The sequence below is a fragment of the Mycobacterium sp. NGS68 genome, from assembly GCF_059812195.1.
On sequence record NZ_JCALCE010000050.1, the window covers coordinates 1 to 17,345 of the forward strand.

Below are 17,345 nucleotides of genomic sequence, written 5' to 3' on the forward strand. Positions count from 1 at the left end.
CCCCGTTCCCGCCGTTGCCACTATTGCCGCCCGCACCGGCCAGGCCGGAGAAAAAGCCGGCATTGCCGCCGCGGCCCCCGGCGCCGCCATCGCCGGCGTCGACGAGGCCGGTGGGCGCGCTCGACGCGGTGGCCGTGCCGCCGTCGTTGCCTGCCCCGCCGTATCCGCCGTCACCGGCCAGGAACCCGCCGCGGCCGCCCGCGCCGCCGGCGCCACCGTCCCCGCCGTTGAAGCCGGTCATTTGGATGCCGGCCGCGGCGGCAGCCGCGCGCTGGGCCACGGTTGCACCCAGTGCGCTACCGCCCGGGCCGCCGGCCGCGCCGTTGCCGCCATTGCCGAACAGCAGCCCGCCGTTGCCGCCCCTGCCGCCGGCGCCACCGTCAGAGCCGCTTCGGTTGGCCCCAAGGGCGACGGAGCCGTTGGCGCCGCTACCTCCGACCGCGCCGTTGCCGCCATTGCCGATCAGCCCGGCATTGCCGCCGGCACCGCCCGCCATGCCGGTGCCATTGGTCCCCGCCGCGCCGTTACCGCCGTTGCCGAAGATCCAGCCGCCGTCGCGGCCCGCAGCGCCGGGCGTCGCCCCGTTGGCGCCGTCGCCGGCCAGCGGCCGACCGGTGATCTCCTGGACCGGGCTGAACACCCCAAGGCTCTGCGCGAGCTCCATGGGCGTGGAGTTGGCGGCCTCGGCGAGGGCGTATTCCGCACCGCCGGCATTCATCAACGCAACGAACTGGTTGTGGAACATCTGCGCCTGAGCGCTCAACGCCTGGAACATCTGGCCGTGGAAACCGAACAGCGCCGCGAGCTCGGTGGACACCGTGTCGGCGCCGGCGGCCAGGATCTCTGTTGTGGGTGCCATGATCGCCGCGCTGGCGTTGCTGATCGCCGACCCGATACTTGCCAGGTCTGACGCCGCAGCCTGCACATAGGCAGGTGCCGCGATGACAAAATCCATTGACGAACCTCTCGCAAATCCGACGATCGACGGCCATTCTGATCGATCGGCAGGAGGTGATCGTACCGCGATCTGGATCACATTTTACGGGTTCGCAAAATCCCCTACCGACAGCAATTTCGCGACACGCGCGGGGTGCGTTACCTCATTAATTGGGCCTTAGCGACGCCTCACCGATTCCTTATCAGATACGTGTCCATGATCCAGCCGTGACGGGCGCGGGCGTCGGCGCGCAGGCCCTGAATGCGCTCCCCGACCTCGCCGACGGTGCCCGCGACCAGCAACTCGTCGGCGGTGCCCAAATAGGCGCCCCACCAGATCAAAGTCTCCGGCGGGCAAATCCGGAACGAGCAGTCGGCGTCGAGCATCACGACGGCCGAGCCGGACAGCCCGTGCTCGCGCAGCCGCCGGCCCGTGGTGATCAGCACCGGCTCGCCGACCTCGTTGAGCGGGATCCGGTGCCGCGCGGTCAGGGCCTGCACCGCGGTGATGCCGGGGATGACGTCGTAGCCGATGTCGACCTCGGCCGCATCCCTCTCGATGGCGTCCAGGATGCGCAGCGTGCTGTCGTACAGCGACGGGTCGCCCCAGGCCAGGAAGGCCCCCACGCCGTCGGGCGCCAGCTCATCGGCGATCGCGGCCGCCCACAGCCGGGCGCGCGCGGCGTGCCAGTCGGACACGGCCCGCCGGTAGTCGCCGTCGGGCGCGCGGGGCGGGTCGGGCAGCTCGACGAAGCGGTAGCCCGGCTCGCGGATGAACCGCGCGCAGATCTCGCGGCGCAGCGCGAGGAGGTCGCGCTTGTCGGGGCCCTTGTCGGAGGCGAAGAACACCTGTGTGTCGTTGAGCGCCGCGACGGCCTGCGCGGTGACGAAGCCGGGGTCGCCCACGCCGATACCGATGACGTGGATGCGCCGACTCACGATGCACAAGCCTATTGCGATTCAACCGAATTGCTGCGAACAAACGTCTAGCCAGTACCCCTGGTACCGGATACCATCCGTAATGAGTATGGATGTGATTTCCCTAACTCACCGGGAGGGGCACCAACGATGACCACAGCGGTCAAGCCGAGTGGGCCGAGTCGCGATGAATTCTCCGAGCGCCTGCTCAAGGGGTCGGTCAAGAAGTCCTATGAGCCCGTCGTCGATATCGACTGGGACGCCCCCATGGAGCCGGACAAGTACTACCTGCCGCCCCGGCTGGTGTCGCTGTACGGCACCGAGATGTGGGACGAGATGACCGAGGAGCAGCGCATCGAGCTGTCCCGCCAGGAGATGGTGAACACGCTGTCGGCGGGCATCTGGTTCGAGAACATGCTCAACCAGTCGCTGCTGCGGACCATCCTGCACGAGGACCCCACGTCAAAGTCGGTGCACTACAAACTCACCGAACTCGGCGACGAGACCCGCCACATGGTGATGTTCGGCAAGGCCATCGAACGCATGGGCGCCAAGCCGGTGCAGCCGCGGCTGCTGCACCGCATGGTCATCAACACCTTGCCGTTGGTGTTCCAGCGCGGCTCGATGCTGTGGGTGGCCGCGCTGATCGGCGAGGAGATCTTCGACTCGCTGCAGCGGGAAATGATGGACGACCCGCAATTGCAGCCGATGATCCAGCGCCTGATGCGCATTCACGTCACCGAGGAAGCCCGCCACATCCAGTTCGCCCGCGACGGCGCGCGCAAGCGGATGCGGGACATGCCGCGGCTCAACCGGTGGTGGATGGCCAACATGAACGGCCTTGGCGGGTACTTCTTCCGCTACCTGTTCAACAACCCGATCCCGTACGCACGCGTGGGTCTGGACGCGGCGCGGGGCCGCAAGCTGGCGCGCACCAGCCCGCACCGGGCCGAAGTGCACAAGGCCGGGTTCGCCCCGCTGGCGGCGTTTTTGACCGAGGTGGGGCTGCTGGGCCCGATCGCCCGCTACGGATGGAAGCGGACCAAATTCCTGTGAGCCCGCGGGGGGTCGCTGGTGTCGCCGTCGTCGGCTCGGGCGATGTCGCCCTGGCGATGGGGGCCGAGTTGGAAGCGGTCGGTGTCGACTTCGTCCGCCTCAAGGGCCACGAAGTCGTGGGCGCGACGTTCGACGACGACACCTGGAGCGTGCGGACCAGCGCCGGTGCGGCCGTGCCGGCGCACATCGTTGTCGCCGCGGACCGCGGGCCCTTCGTCCCGTGGCGGCCGGAGTTTGCCGGGGCCGCCGACTTTCGCGGGGCGTCGTTCCACGCCGCGGACCCGGACGTCCCGTTCGATCCCGCCGGCAAGCGGGTCGCCGTCGTCGGCACCGACGCCTCAGCCGGCTACCTCCTGGGCGCGCTGCGAGGCACGTCGGCGACGGTTACCGTCTTCCCGCATGCGCCGCGCTGGGTGGTCACGCGCCTGTCGCCCTGGGTGCCGCTGCGCACCGCGGCGCCGTTGCGCCGGCTGCGCGAGCGGGCGCGGCGCAGCGGGCCGACGGTGGTCCAGGCGCCGATCGACGCGCTGACGCCGTCGGGCGTGCGCACCGCCGACGGCGTCGAGCACCGCGTCGACGCCGTCGTCTACGGCACCGGGTTCGCCATCCCCGAGTCGGCGCCCGCGGTGGTCGGCGCCGGGGGGCTGTCCCTCCGCGAGGCCTGGCGCGACGGGATGGAGCCCTACCTGGGCATCGCCGTGCACGGGTTTCCCAACTACTTCTTCCTGGCCGGGCCCGATATCGGCATGCAGACCCGCTACATCGCCGACTGCGTGCGCCGGGTCGGCGACACCGGCCGCGCCGAGGTGCTGCGCAGCAGCCAGCGGGTGTTCAACGAACGCGCCCACCTGGGGCCGCCGGAGGTACACCCGCCGTCCAAGGCATTCGACCTGGGAACCGGCGACGACGAGGTTTACGGAGAGGTTTACGACGGCAGCGCGACACTGACGGTCGCCGACGCGCCGCATCCGGTGCGCGTGCGTCTGCGCGGCCACCTCGACCCGATCGACGGCCGCTACCACTGGCGGGGCACGGTGTTCGGGTCACTTCCCGACGACACGCTGCAGCGGGCGCGGGCGGCGACGCTGACCGTCGGCAAACACAGCGCACCCGCGCGCATCGCCGAGAGGACGCCGTGGGGCACGCACTCCATCGCCGGAGTCGGCGCCGCAGGATACCACCTGATTCGACCCTGACCTCTGCGATATTTCTTCGCTGTTGACAACCCTGGGATGCGGTTAGGCTGACCTATATCCACATTGGTTGTTGACCACGCGTCTCTAGTGGGTAATCCCCGTAAGTGACGCGAATAGCGGAGGGCAAGACACGGCGAGATCGAAATGTTCGACGTAGCAGGGGTCGGCGGATGGGGCTGGCAACGTCGTGGCACCTTCTTGACCCTGGTCCGAATCGCGGTGACCTCACCACAGGGGTTGAGCGCACCGCTTCAACCGTCCCGCCCGTCGGGAATGGTTAGCAGTAACTAGTGGTTTTGTGCCGCCGCGAGGCGGCACTTGTCGGGTATTGGCCAGGCAGTAGCTCGAGGAGCACGAGATGGAACGGGACGACAGGATGGGGCCGAGGTGAGTGCTATCGCCAATTCACCCAGTTCACTGGCCGTCGCATCGCGCACAGAACAGTCGGTGGTGGTACTGACCGTCGACGGTGTGCTGGACACCGCCAACTCGGCATCGCTCGTCGACAGCATCATGAAGGCCACCGTCGACGGGCCGCCCGCCGTCATCATCGACGTCACCGCGCTGCGCGTGCCCGAGGATGCCTCGTGGTCCCTGTTCCTCGGCGCGCGCTGGCAGGCCGACGCGCGGCCCGACATTCCGCTGCTGCTGGTCTGCGGCAACCGCACCAGCCGCGAGGCGATCGAGCGCACCGGAGTGTCGCGCCTCATGCCCGTCTACGCGACCGACAAGACGGCGTTGAAGGCCGTCGCCCGGCTTTCCCGCAACAAGGTCCGACGCGCGCAGGCGCAGCTGCCGGCCCATCTGACCAGCCTGCGCGAATCCCGCCAGCTGGTCCGCGAGTGGTTTACCGCGTGGTCGCAGCCCGGGCTGATCCCCGTCGCGCTGGTGGTGGTCAACGTCTTCGTCGAGAACGTGCTGGAACACACGGGCAGCAACCCGGTGCTGATGATCGAGTGCGACGGGCCGACCGCGACGATCGCGGTGTCCGACGCGAGCCCCACGCCCGCGGTGCGGCTGCCGTCGCCCAAAAAAGGAATCGACGTGTCCGGCCTGGCGATCGTCGCCGCGCTGTCGCGCGACTGGGGCAGCACGCCCCGGGCGTCGGGCAAGACCGTGTGGGCGGTCATCGGCCCCGAGAATCAGCTGTAGGCCGGCGGGCTTAATATCCTGACGTGCGATTCAGCTACGCGGAATCCCTGACCGACCCTTCGCATTACATCCCGCTGGCCAAGGCGGCCGACGAGGCCGGCTATCACAGCATGACGATCGCCGACAGCATCGCCTATCCCTTCGAATCCGACTCCAAGTACCCGTACACGCCCGACGGCAACCGGGAGTTCTTGGACGGCAAGGAGATCGTCGAGGCGTTTGTGCTGGCGGCGGCGTTGGGCGCCGTGACCACGCGGCTGCGGTTCAACTTCTTCGTCCTCAAGCTGCCGGTGCGGCATCCGGCGCTGACCGCCAAGCAGGCCGGTTCGCTGGCCGCGCTCACCGGCAACCGGTTGGGGCTCGGCGTCGGGACCAGCCCGTGGCCGGAGGACTACGAGCTGATGGGCATTCCGTTCGAGAAGCGCGGCAAGCGGATGGACGAATGCATCGAGATCGTCCGCGGCCTGACCACCGGCGAGTACTTCGAGTACCACGGCGAGTTCTACGACATTCCCAAGACGAAGATGAGTCCCGCTCCCACCGAGCCGATCCCGATCCTCGTCGGCGGCCACGCCGACGTGGCGCTGCGGCGCGCGGCCCGGCTGGACGGGTGGATGCACGGCGGCGGCAGTTCACCTGAGGAGCTGGACCGACTTATCGCCCGCGTCAAGAAGTTTCGCGCGGAGGAGGGGGCGTCGGGGCCGTTCGAGATTCACGTCATCTCGATGGACGCCTACACCGTCGACGGCGTCAAGCGGCTGGAGGACCAGGGCGTCACCGACTGCATCGTCGGGTTCCGCTACCCCTACATCAAGGGGCCCGACCCCGAGCCGTTGGAGAAGAAGCTGCGCAACCTGCAGCGCTACGCCGACAAGGTGATGTCGAGCTTCACATAGGCCTACATGGGGTCCCACTTCGGGGCGCGCTTCTCCTGGTGCGCCCTGGCGGCCTCGGCCGGATTGTTGGTGAAACCCGTCAGCATCTGGGTGCGGTTCTCCAGTTCGATCGCGTGCCGCAGACTCGGCGCGTCCAGCGCCGCGTTGAGCCCAACCTTGGTCTGCCACACGCCGAATGCGTTGTTCGCCGCGATCTCCCTGGCCTTGTCGAGGGCCTTGGGAATGAGGTTGTCGGCCGCGACCACCTCGTGCACCAGCCTGAGGCTGTGGGCCTCGTAGGCGTCGATGATGCGGCCGGTCAGCATGAGTTCGCGCGCCACGCCGGCGCCGACGATCTTGGGCAGCAGGTAGCTGGTGCCCATGTCCATCGACGAGAAGCCGGCCTTGATGAACACCGAACCGAAGCGGGCGTTTTCGGAGGCGATCCGGATGTCGGAATGCAGCGCGAACGCCAACCCGCCGCCGACGGCGACACCGTTGACCGCGGCGATCACCGGGATCGGCAGCTCGTATTGGCGCAGGTAGAGATCGGCGAGTCGGACCTGTGCGTCGTAGCTGGTCTTGTATGGCGGTTGGGTCCGCGGTTTCGTCCAGGGCTCGCCTTGGCCGCTGAGGTCGGCGCCGGCGCAGAATCCGCGTCCGGCTCCGGTCAGGATCGCGACCCGGTAGTCGCCGTCGCTCAGCGCCGTCAGCGCGTCGTCCATGGCGTTGATCAGCGCACCGTCGATGGCGTTGAGACGTTCCGGACGGTTCAGCGTGATCAGGGCGATCTGGTCCTCGAGCGTTTCGAGTTCGACGGCAGCCATCTCCGCACCGTAGGTGACGGTGCTGCGGGACCCGCAGGCGGGCGGCTCAGAAACATGCGGAGTGTTGCCCGGCGGGCAAAATCTTCACCCCAAATGTGCTGTGCCGCATGGGACTAGCTCGACGCGGTCAGGTCGGTGGTGGCCGGGCCCTCCAGCAGGGTGCCGTCGGGGGCGAACCGCGATCCGTGCAGCGGGCACTCCCAGGCTTGGTCGGCGTCGTTCCAGTTGACGATCCCGCCGAGGTGCGGGCACACCGGCGACACCGTGCGCTCCACGCCGTCGACCCGGGACCTGGCTTCCAGGTGCCACGGCGGTCCGCTGACCACGCCGCCCTCGTCGTCCCCGGGACTGCGGCTGAGCCAGCGCGTCGCCGGTGTGATCCAGCCGCGGCCGAGGTTCAGCCCGACTTCGAGATTGGACTGCATGGCGGTGACCAGACCCGACAGCTCATGCCGGCTCCAGCTGGCGAACGCACTGGCCCAATCCATCCGTCCGCCCAGGATCCGGCTGGACAACGCCAATGCCGCCGCCGGGCCGTTCGTCATCCCCCACTTGTTGAATCCCGTTGCAATGAAGATGCTTTCGACGTTCGGCAAGATGGGGCCGACGTACGGCAATTCGTCGATCGGGGTGTAGTCCTGCGCGGACCAGAAATGCGTCTGCACCGCGCCCGGATAGTGCTGACGAGTCCACGAGGACAGCTCGTCGAGCGCCTTGGACGGGCTCTTGCTGCGCCCAACGGTGTGTCCCGCGCCGCCGACGATCAGCAATTCGCCGTCGGCCACGGGTGCATAGCGCACCGAACGCGTCGGCGAATCGGTCGAGATCATCATCGGCCGCGTGAGGCTTCCGGGAACCTTGAACGCCAGGCAATAGGAGCGTTGGGGCTTCACCCGCGCGAAGTAACCGCCGCGATCCAGGATCGGTATCCCGGTGGCCAGGACCAGCTGTGCGGCGTGCACGTCGACGTCCTGCCGCGACTCGTCGTTGACGACGACCCGCACCCCGTCGCCGCGCGTGGACACGCTGCGCACCCGCGCATGCTCGACCAGCCGCCCGCCGTGCCCGAGGAACTCGACGACCAGCGAATCCAGGAACCGCATCGGGTCGAACTGCGCCTGCCCGGCCAGCCGCACTCCGCCGTGGTAGGGAAACGGCACATCGGCGTCGTCCTCCCAGGTGACATCCAGTCCCGCCGCCGTGCATGCCTTGAATTCGGCGCGTGCGGCCGCGACGCCCTTGCTGGACTGGGCATAGGTGTAGGCGTCCTCGCGCTGAACCGCCACCCCGCTGGCCGCGCAGTGCTCAAGCACCCATTCCATGCCTTCGCGGTTGCCGTCGAGGTAGGCGCGGGCGGTGTCTCTGCCGTGCCGGTGCAAGACCTTCGACAGGTGGGTGGCCTGTAGCAGGCTGATCTTGGCGGTCGTGTTCCCAGTGGCGCAGGCGCCGACGGTGCGCGCCTCCAGCACCAACACATCTTTGCCGGCGCGCGCCAACAGCGCCGCGGTGGTCAGGCCGGTGATGCCGGCGCCGACTACGACGACGTCCGCGGAAGCCGGGCCGCTGTCAAGCGCGCCTGCGGTCCAAGGTTTTTCGGTGCGATCGGCAAGCCATAGCGAAGTCACTCGTTGCTTCGTACCCCCAACTCCCGCCGACAAACGAATTTCGCGGTCGACGTTTCGATGCACCGATTTAGGCAATCCGCGCATTATCACCTTTAAATCAGCCTGGGAGTCCACATGCCTGCAGCCCGCAAGCCCTCACAATCCGCGCCGCGCCGCGCCAGCGCGACGGGCGCCCCTCTTGATGGCGAGGGTCCCGACGCCGATCCCCGCACCCAGCAAGGCGAATACCTGACCACCGCCCAAGGTCTGCGACTGCCCGACACCGACCATTCGCTCAAGGCCGGCACCCGCGGTCCCAGCCTGCTGGAGGACTTCCATCTGCGCGAAAAGATCACGCATTTCGATCACGAGCGCATCCCGGAGCGCGTCGTGCACGCGCGGGGCGCCGCCGCGCACGGCGTCTTCGAGGCGTACGGCAATGCCTCGGACTACACCCGGGCGGACTTCCTGGCGCGCAAAGGCAAGAAGACCGACGTGTTCTGCCGCTTCTCCACGGTGCTCGGCTCGCGCGGCTCCGCCGACACGGTCCGTGACACCCGCGGCTTCGCGGTGAAGTTCTACACCAGCGAAGGCAATTTCGACTTGGTGGGCAACAACATTCCGGTGTTCTTCATTCAGGACGGCATCAAGTTCCCGGACATCATCCATGCCGGCAAGCCGCACCCCGACCGGGAGATCCCGCAGGCACAGTCCGCGCACGACACCTTCTGGGACTTCGTCTCCCTGCACACCGAAGCCACTCACCACGTCTTCTGGAACATGAGCGACCGCGGCATCCCGCGCTCCTTCCGCACCATGGAAGGGTTCGGCGTGCACACCTTCCGACTGGTCAACCGCAAGGGCAAGACCACCTTGGTCAAGTTCCACTGGAAGCCCGCGGCGGGCGTGCACTCTCAGGTATGGGAAGAAGCGCAGATCACCGCCGGCTGTGACCCCGACTTCCACCGTCGCGACATGGCCGATGCGATCGACGCGGGCGCCTTCTTCGAATATGAACTCGGGATTCAGGTCATTCCCGACGACGGCACCGAGACCTACGAGGGAATCGACCTGCTCGATCCGACGAAACTCGTCCCGGAGGAACTGGTTCCGGTGACGCTCATCGGCAAGATGACGCTGAACCGCAACCCGACCAACTATTTCGCGGAGACCGAGCAGGTGGCGTTTCACACCGGGAATCTCGTTCCCGGCATCGAACCGACCAATGACCCACTGATGCAGGCGCGGTTGTTCTCCTACCTCGACACCCAACTGACCCGGCTCGGCGGACCGAATTTCGCCCAGTTGCCGATCAACCGGCCGCACTGCCCGGTCAACGACATGCTGCGCGACGGCATGCACCAGACCGCGATCCACAAAGGCCTGGCGCCTTACCGCCCCAACAGCATTGACGACGGCGAGCCCAAGGTGGCCGATGCGGGTGACGGTGGGTATGTGCAGACGCCCCGCAAGATCGAGGGCGCGGCCGTCCGGGAGAACCCGGTGTCCTTCGAGGATCACTTCAGCCAGGCGGCGACGTTCTACCGCAGCCTGAGCCGCGTCGAACAACTGCACCTGATCGAGGCCTTCACCTTCGAACTCGGCAAGTGCTACGAGCAGGCCATCAAGGAGCGCGAGCTGGAAGTGCTGGCCAACGTGGACACCGAACTGTGTGAGCAGGTCGCCGCAGGGCTGGGATTGCCTGCGCCGAAAGGCAAACCGCCCACCGACGTCGTGGCCTCGCCGGCGCTGTCGCAGGTCTATGTGGAACCCGGACCGGTGGCGGGTCGCAAGGTCGGCATCATCGCCGATGCCGGGTCCGATCTGGCGGGCGTCTCGAAACTGATCAAGGCGGTCCTCGCGGCCGGCGCCGTGCCCCTGCTCACCGCGCCGGTGGGCGGACAACTCAAGTCGGGCCGACGCACCGAAGTCGTGGAGCGCACGCTGCTGACCGCGCGGTCGATCGAGTTCGACGCGGTGGTCGTCGCCGCGGGCACCGCCCCGAACGGCGACATCAAGCTGGTGACCTTGCTGCAGGAGGCTTTCCGCCATTGCAAACCACTGGCAGCCTGGGGCGACGGTGCCGCCGTCCTGCAGTCAGCCGGTATCTCCCCGGGCGATCCCGGGGTGCTGATCAGCGACGACGTCGACAAGAAATCGATCGCGGCCCTGGTGGCGGCGCTCGGCATGCACCGGGTGTGGGACCGGGCTCCGGCGGTCATGGCCTCGGCGGTCCCGCCCGCCAAGCCGAAGTGAGCTGTGATGCGTCACTTGGTCAGCAGCGCACGGACGGCCCGGTTCGCCGTCCGTCGCGGCCACCCTCGCCAGCCGTCGGCGGCAAGCGCGGCGTTGGCGGCGTTGCGGCCGCACGCGCCGTGCACCGACCCGCCCGGGGTGGCCGACGCGCTGCCCAGGTAGAGCCGCTCGATCGGCGTTTCGGCCCGGCCCATGCCGGGGGCGGGACGAAAGATCAGCATCTGCTGTAATTGCGCGGTCCCGCCGTTGAGTGCGCCGCGATGCAGGTTTGCGTCGTCGGCTTCCAGATCCGACGGGCGCTGCACGAACCGGTGCAGCACGCGGTCACCGAATCCTGGCGCGTGCTCTTCGATGACGTCGTCCACCGATTTCGCCAGCCGTTCCGCCGACCCGTCGTCGTCCACGTTGCGCGGCAGGTGCGTGTAGGCCCATACGCTTTCGGTGCCCTCGGGTGACCTGCTGGGATCCGCGGTCGTGGTCTGTCCGAGCAGCATGAATGGGCGCTCGGGCACCGCCCGGGTGTTGAGGTCGGCCATCCATCGCACCAGGCCGTCTCCGTCGGCACCGAGATGAACGGTGCCGACGCCATGCAGGCCCTCGGCCCGCCACGGAATGTGGCCGTCCAGCGCGTAGTTGACTTTCACCACGGGCGGATCCCAGACGTAATGCTCGAGATCGCTCAGCAGGGAGTTGGGCAGCGTTTCCGCGGGCACCATCTCGCCGAACAACCGCGGCGCCGCCACGTCGGCGATGACCGCACGGCGGGCCTTGACCGTCCGCCCTTCCCGGGTGCTCACCCCGACCGCGCGGCCGGCCCGCACCTGGATGCGGGACACGTTGTGTCCGCACTCAATTCGGGCGCCGGCGGACGACGCGCGCCGCATCAGGGCCGCGGTCAGCTGGCCGGAACCACCGACCGGCACCGGCCAGCCGCAATCTTGGGCGAGCATGGTCATCAGGAAGCCCATCGCGCCACTACCGGGCGCGTCGAGAGGTATGTCCGCGTGCATGGCGTTGCCCAGCAGCAGCACTCGCGGCGCCTCACCCGCGAAGAGCCGATCGACCATGGTGTTGGCCGGTTGCACCATCAGATTGGCGAGGCGGATTGCCTCCGCGGTACCAAGCTTCGCGAGCAGCCGGGTCAGCGGCAGCAGCGGCGGAAAGGGCGCCAACATCGCGTTGAGCAGCGGCGTCTTGATCTTCTCCCACAGTTCCACGACCCGCCACCAATTGTCGCCGTCGCCAGGCTCCCGACGCTCGAACTCCGCTGCAGTGCGCGCCGGATCGCGGTAAATGATCGGCGGGTCCTGGTCGGTCGCGCTGCGCGGATGACCCACCACCGCCGGTGCATGCGACCACCGCAGCCCGTGGTCCTCCAACTGCAGCGCGGCCATCGCCGGTGAGGCCACGGTCATCGGATAGAACGAGCTGAACAGATCGACGACGTAGCGCGGCATCAACTCTGCGCTCCGCACCGCGCCCCCGGGTTCGGGCTGCGCCTCCAGCACCAGCACGTCCCAGCCGGCATCGGCAAGCATCGACGCCGCGACCAACCCGTGGTGTCCGGCTCCGATGACGACGGCGTCGACGGCCTCGCTCATGGCTATTCGACCTGGCTGGGCTGCAGACCCTCGGCGAGCGCCGCCAGGCGCCACAGACATTCCCGGTTGCGCGGATACACAGCCAGCAGCGCCAACCGCTCCGGCATCAGGCTCGCCGGCCCGGTGACCGGCACCTCGATCATCTCGATCCGGCATCCGTCCGCAATGTCACTGAGCCGCAGGGTGATCCGGGCGGCGCCGAAGAGCCCGACCCGTGCCTTGAGGACCAGCTCTTCGCCCGGGGTACAGCTTTCGACCTCAGTCTGGTCATTGACGACCAACGGCCAGACTCCGACCGAATGTCTTATCGTCGAGCCCGGTTCCGGCCAGTCCGACCCGACGGCACGGGTCCGACTGTTGCCGACGACCCACTGCGAATACGTCCATCCGTTCGCCAGCACGTCCCAGACACTTTGGCGGGACGCCGACACGTCCCGGGTCGTGGTCAAGGCACTGGTCAGAGTCATGGGGAATCCTTTCGCGGTAGAACCACCCCTGCGGGATACCCCGTGTGCCGGAAAGTAGTGCTGCCCGCAACGGATCGGCCGCATCGAGCCTGCACAGGCGGCATCCAGCCTGCGGTAGCGGCGCAAAAACCTGGGCGCAGCAGGCCACGGACGCAGGATCGATGCGACGTCGGCCCTGGATATGCAGAAGTGACGCGTGGGGCAAACGGGGAACAGCCCCTTACGAAGACCGCTTGGCCAGCCAATCCGCCTGCATCACCAGCAACGCCAGCACCTCCAACTGCGGCGTCGAGGGATCGAGTTCGCGGTACCGCTGGTAAATGTTGACGACCACCCGCTCGGCGTCCAGCCAGGTCGCGTACTCGCCGAGATCAATGGTGTCCGCGCATTCGGACCACGACAGCCCGCGACGATACGCATCCTCGGCCTGCTCGGATACGTGCGCGAGATAGCCGCGGACACCGCGAATTCCGTCCGGATCGGTAACCGGACCGTGCCCGGGCACCACGATCGGCGCGTCCAGGGCGATCATCGCGTCACACGCCGCGATCCAGTTCGCGATCGGCCCGGCCCACACGATCGGCGTGCACCCGATGAACAGCAGGTCCCCGCCGAACAGCACCCCGGCGTCGGGCACATGCACCACCGAGTCCGCGGCGGTATGCGCCGGACCCAGGTTCAGCAGGTCCACCCGTCGGCCACCGACGTCGATGCTGAGTTCCCGATCGAAGGTGACATCGGCGTTGCGCACCTTGATGCCGCTGAAGTCGAAGTGCCCGAAGCGTTCTCGCGCATACGGCGTCGCGACCGGCCCCAGGTTGCCGGTCTGCGTCATGGCCAGCATCTCCGGCGGCATGCCGTGCGCAATCTCCTCGGCCGTCCCCGCGGCGGCGATGATCCGCACCGACGGGTCCAGCAGCTGGTTGCCGTGCGTGTGGTCGCCGTTGGAGTGGGTGATCAACGCGTCGGTGATCGGCGCCCCGGCGGTGATCGACCGCATCGCGTCCAGCATCTCGCGGGTCAGCGCCAGATCGAACAACGTGTCGACCAGCAGCGCCGCCCCATCCCCGGCGACCAGGCCGGCGTTGCTCCAGCCGTATCCCCCGTCGGGCAGCGTCCACGCCCACACCCGGGAGCCCACCTCGTGCAGCCCGCGCGTGTACGGCACCAGCGCGCGCGCCCTGTTGACCCGGCCGGGCGCCGGCGCGGCATCGGGGTTGGGCCGCGGCGCCAACGGGTGCGGCGCGCTGGTGGCGCGTACGGTCTGCCGCGTCTCCCCCAGCCCCTGCACTTGCAGCGTGACGACGTCGCCGTCGTGCAGCCAGCCCGGAAACGATTCCAGCGCAGTAAGACTCAAGTGCTCGACGAGCGTGCAGGTGGGCACCGTGCCGGAGCCGAAGACGTCGCCGGGGCGCAGTGTGACCCCGCGCGAGGCATAGGAGATGACCTCGCCGAAGGTCCAGTCCATCTGCGCGGTAGACCCCGAACCGACGACGGCGTCGTTGACCAGCGCGGTCACCTGCAGGTCCAGCCGGCCGTCTCGGCGGTACTCGGCGAGCTCGTCGGGCGTCACCAGCCAGGGCCCCAGCGTGACCCCGCTGTCCTTACCCTTGGCCTGCCCGATCGCCAGCTGGCCCTCCAGCTGCTGCAGGTCGCGCGCGGACCAGTCGTTGAAGATCATGTAGCCGACGATGGCTTGTTCGGCCTCCTCGACGGTCAGGTCCGCGCCGGTCACGCCGATTACCGCGGCGATCTCCAATTCGAAGTCCTGCCAGGCGCTTCCGGGCGCCCTCGGCACGTCGTCGTAGGGCCCGAAGACGGTGGCCGGACAGGCGAAGTAGAAGGCGGGGATGCGGTACCAGGTGTCGGCGAGGACCCGACCGCCGCCCATCGCAGCCTGGCAGTTGCGCATGTGGTCCAGAAAGCACAGCGAGTCGCGGATCGACGGCGGACGCGGGATCGGCGCCCGCAGCGTCACGCTGGACAGCGGCACCGTCTCCGCGCCGCTGAGCGCCTCCTCACCCGCCAGGCGCAGCCCGTCGGCGCCGCGGCCGATCAACCCGAGCAGCGTCAGGTCCGGCGCCACCGGGTGGATCGTGTCGCCGGCGAGTACGCCGGCGCGTTCCGAACCTTGGTCGTGAGGCCCTCGATACGTAACCCACTTCATTCGCGCACCACCTCGTTCGGTTTCTTGTCCGGCCGCAACCCGCGCCAACTCGGTTGACGCAGTCGGTTATCCGGGGTCCATTCGCTGTAGCGAACCTCCCCGACCAGAACCGGTTCGACGAAGGTAACCCGCTTGGCGTCGGCCGCGGCCAGCGGGGCGTCGAACGGCGACGTGTCGGTGTGCAGCGGCGCCAGCGTCGCCTTGAGGTGGGCCAGGTCGCGCTCGGTGAACCCGGTGCCCACCCGGCCCGCGAACCGCAGGCCCCCGCCCGACGGGATGCCGACCAGCAGCGCGCCGATGCCGCTGCTGCGCCCGCCTTCGCCCTGCCGCCAGCCGCCGACGACGACTTCCTGCGTGTTCCAGTGCTTGTCCTTCACCCACGACGCCGAGCGCCGGCCCGGCTGATACGTGGAGTCGCGCCGCTTGGCGACCACGCCCTCCCAGCCGTGCTCACTCGAGTACTGCAGCGCCTCGGCGCCGTCGCCGGGCAGTAGCGCGGGAACGACGAGATCGGTGCCGGCGGCCAGGGTCTCCAGCAGCTTGCGGCGGTCGGAGTAGCGGGCCCGCAGCAGCGACCGGCCGTCCAGGTGCAGCAGGTCGAACGCCCAGAATTCGATGCGGGTGGCGCGCACCCGGTTCTGCATCTCGTTGAAGCTGGGTACGCCGGCCTTGTTCAGCGCCACTACCTCGCCGTCAAGGACGACGTGGTGGTCGGCCAAACCCTTTGCCAACGACGCCAATTGAGGGTATTCGCGGGTGACGTCGCGGCCGCTGCGGGACTTCAGCCGCGCGTCGCCGCGGTCGGCGTCGACCAGCAGTCGGTAGCCGTCCCACTTGCCCTCGAAGGCCCACTGGCCCGCCTTCATGGCGGCCACCGACCCGTGGGTGGCCAGCATCGGGGCGATCTCGTCGAAGTCGAAGACCTTCTGGTCCTTCATCCGGTGCGCCAGCCACTGATCGCCGTTCGTCTGGATCAGCGCGTAGCGCCCCGAGATCCGGCTGCCGCGTAGGTTGACGATCACTTCGTCACTGTTGAACTTCTCGGCCTCGTATGTACCGGAGTCCCAGATGATCACCTTGCCGGCGCCGTACTCGCCCTTCGGGATGCTGCCCTCGAACGTGCCGTACTCCAGCGGATGGTCCTCGGTGTGCACCGCGAGGTGGTTCACCGCCGTCGTCTCCGGCAGGTTCTTGGGCACCGCCCAGGACACCAGCACGCCGTCGCGCTCCAGCCGGAAGTCATAGTGCAGCCGCCGGGCGTGGTGCTCCTGGATGACAAACGTATTGTCGTGTCCGGTAACGGGTTTGGCCCGAGGAACGGGTTCGGGGGTCTTTGTCGCGTCGCGCATGCTGCGGTACTTGGACAGCCGGTCGGGGGCGCCGGCGTCGTCGTCCAGCCCGGCCAGCAGATCGCCGTCGCGCTGTACCCGGGACAGCACCTCGTCGTAGCCGAGTTGGCCCAGCGCGGGGTCGTCGAGCTCGGCCCAGGTTCGCGGGGCGGCGACGGTGGGGTGTTCGCGGCCGCGCAACGAATACGGCGCGATGGTGGTCTTCGAGCCGCTGTTCTGGCTCCAGTCCAAGAACACCTTGCCGGCCCGCAGGCTCTTGGTCATGGTGGACGTCACCAGCTTGGGCATCGTCTTTTCCAGTTGCTGCGCAACGCGTTTGGCCAGCACGGTGGCGCCCTTGCTGCTCACCGGCTCGTCCAGGCGGGCATACAGGTGCAGGCCCTTGCTGCCGCTGGTGAGGGGGAGGGTGGTGAGCCCGATGTCGGCGATCAGGTCCCGCACGGCGCGGGCCACGGTGGCCAGCTGCGCCATGGTCACGCCGTCACCGGGGTCCAGGTCGAACACCAATCGCGTTGCCGGGCCTTGATTTAACCGCTCCCCCTGACGGGTCCACTCGCTGACGAAGCGCCACTGCGGCACGTGCACTTCCAGCGCCGCCTGCTGGGCGATCCAGGCCAGGGCGGCGGGGCTGTCGATGATCGGATAGGTGGTGGTGCCGGAGCGGTGGGTGATGCTGGCGCGCGGCAGCCACTCCGGCGCCGAGGACGCCAGCTGCTTTTCGAAGAACGACGCCTGCTCGACCCCGTTGGGCCAGCGCTTGCGGGTCGCGGGACGCCCGGCGATGTGCGGCACCATCACGTCCGCGATGCGGGTGTAGTAGTCGAACACGTCCTGCTTGGTGGTGCCGGTCGCCGGATACAGCACCTTGTCCGCATTGGTCAGCTTCACCCGCTGCCCCTGCGTTGCCATGGTTTTAAACGTACTGCCGGTACCGTCCTAGG

The 17,345-nt window shown here is 68.3% G+C and carries 13 protein-coding genes; 5 read left to right on the forward strand and 8 right to left on the reverse strand.

From position 1 onward, the window contains the following. Together AC5Y5V_RS29100 and cobF are read right to left on the reverse strand one after the other, a co-directional pair. On the reverse strand, nt 1-955 hold a 955-nt coding region (locus AC5Y5V_RS29100), incomplete at its 3' end, for a PE family protein (RefSeq protein WP_499942222.1). Between the two features lie 170 nt (nt 956-1,125). Beyond that, complete coding sequence (cobF, locus tag AC5Y5V_RS29105; protein WP_499942224.1) at nt 1,126-1,875, reverse strand: precorrin-6A synthase (deacetylating); 750 nt, start codon at nt 1,873-1,875, stop codon at nt 1,126-1,128. A 129-nt stretch (nt 1,876-2,004) separates the two neighbouring features. Here cobF and AC5Y5V_RS29110 point away from each other — a divergent pair, with 129 nt between their 5' ends. From AC5Y5V_RS29110 to AC5Y5V_RS29125, 4 genes are all read left to right on the forward strand, one after another. After that, nucleotides 2,005-2,910, forward strand: coding sequence for an AurF N-oxygenase family protein (locus AC5Y5V_RS29110; protein WP_499942226.1), 906 nt, complete (start codon nt 2,005-2,007; stop codon nt 2,908-2,910). After that, nucleotides 2,907-4,106, forward strand: a complete 1,200-nt coding sequence (locus AC5Y5V_RS29115; RefSeq protein ID WP_499942228.1) for a DUF4873 domain-containing protein — start codon at nt 2,907-2,909, stop codon at nt 4,104-4,106. Before AC5Y5V_RS29110 ends, AC5Y5V_RS29115 begins: the two co-directional genes overlap by 4 nt. 387 nt (nt 4,107-4,493) lie before the next feature. After that, a complete protein-coding gene (locus AC5Y5V_RS29120; RefSeq protein ID WP_499942230.1) occupies nt 4,494-5,258 on the forward strand; it encodes an STAS domain-containing protein in 765 nt (254 codons plus the stop codon). A 23-nt stretch (nt 5,259-5,281) separates the two neighbouring features. Beyond that, nucleotides 5,282-6,154, forward strand: a complete 873-nt coding sequence (locus AC5Y5V_RS29125; protein ID WP_499942232.1) for a TIGR03619 family F420-dependent LLM class oxidoreductase — start codon at nt 5,282-5,284, stop codon at nt 6,152-6,154. A 2-nt stretch (nt 6,155-6,156) separates the two neighbouring features. Here AC5Y5V_RS29125 and AC5Y5V_RS29130 read toward each other — a convergent pair whose 3' ends face one another. Both AC5Y5V_RS29130 and AC5Y5V_RS29135 read right to left on the reverse strand, forming a co-directional pair. Beyond that, entirely contained in the window at nt 6,157-6,960 is an 804-nt protein-coding gene (locus AC5Y5V_RS29130) for an enoyl-CoA hydratase/isomerase family protein (protein WP_499942234.1), read from the reverse strand. A 113-nt stretch (nt 6,961-7,073) separates the two neighbouring features. Then, entirely contained in the window at nt 7,074-8,585 is a 1,512-nt protein-coding gene (locus AC5Y5V_RS29135; protein WP_499942236.1) for an FAD-dependent oxidoreductase, read from the reverse strand. Nucleotides 8,586-8,699: 114 nt separating this feature from the next. Here AC5Y5V_RS29135 and AC5Y5V_RS29140 point away from each other — a divergent pair, with 114 nt between their 5' ends. Further along, on the forward strand, nt 8,700-10,820 hold the full coding sequence (locus AC5Y5V_RS29140) for a catalase (RefSeq protein WP_499942238.1): 2,121 nt from the start codon (nt 8,700-8,702) through the stop codon (nt 10,818-10,820). An 11-nt stretch (nt 10,821-10,831) separates the two neighbouring features. Here the strand turns inward: AC5Y5V_RS29140 and AC5Y5V_RS29145 are convergent, their stop codons facing one another. The 4 genes from AC5Y5V_RS29145 to AC5Y5V_RS29160 form a co-directional block, all read right to left on the reverse strand. Beyond that, entirely contained in the window at nt 10,832-12,421 is a 1,590-nt protein-coding gene (locus AC5Y5V_RS29145) for a phytoene desaturase family protein (RefSeq protein ID WP_499942240.1), read from the reverse strand. 2 nt (nt 12,422-12,423) lie between these two features. Next, nucleotides 12,424-12,888, reverse strand: a complete 465-nt coding sequence (locus AC5Y5V_RS29150) for an SRPBCC family protein (RefSeq protein ID WP_499942242.1) — start codon at nt 12,886-12,888, stop codon at nt 12,424-12,426. 220 nt (nt 12,889-13,108) lie between these two features. After that, a complete protein-coding gene (locus AC5Y5V_RS29155) occupies nt 13,109-15,055 on the reverse strand; it encodes a fumarylacetoacetate hydrolase family protein (protein ID WP_499942244.1) in 1,947 nt (648 codons plus the stop codon). Further along, nucleotides 15,052-17,313 carry an ATP-dependent DNA ligase gene (locus AC5Y5V_RS29160; RefSeq protein ID WP_499942246.1) on the reverse strand — a complete coding sequence of 754 codons (2,262 nt, stop codon included), beginning with the start codon at nt 17,311-17,313 and terminating at the stop codon, nt 15,052-15,054. The genes AC5Y5V_RS29155 and AC5Y5V_RS29160 overlap by 4 nt, the downstream gene beginning before the upstream one ends. Between the last annotated feature and the right edge of the window lie 32 nt (nt 17,314-17,345).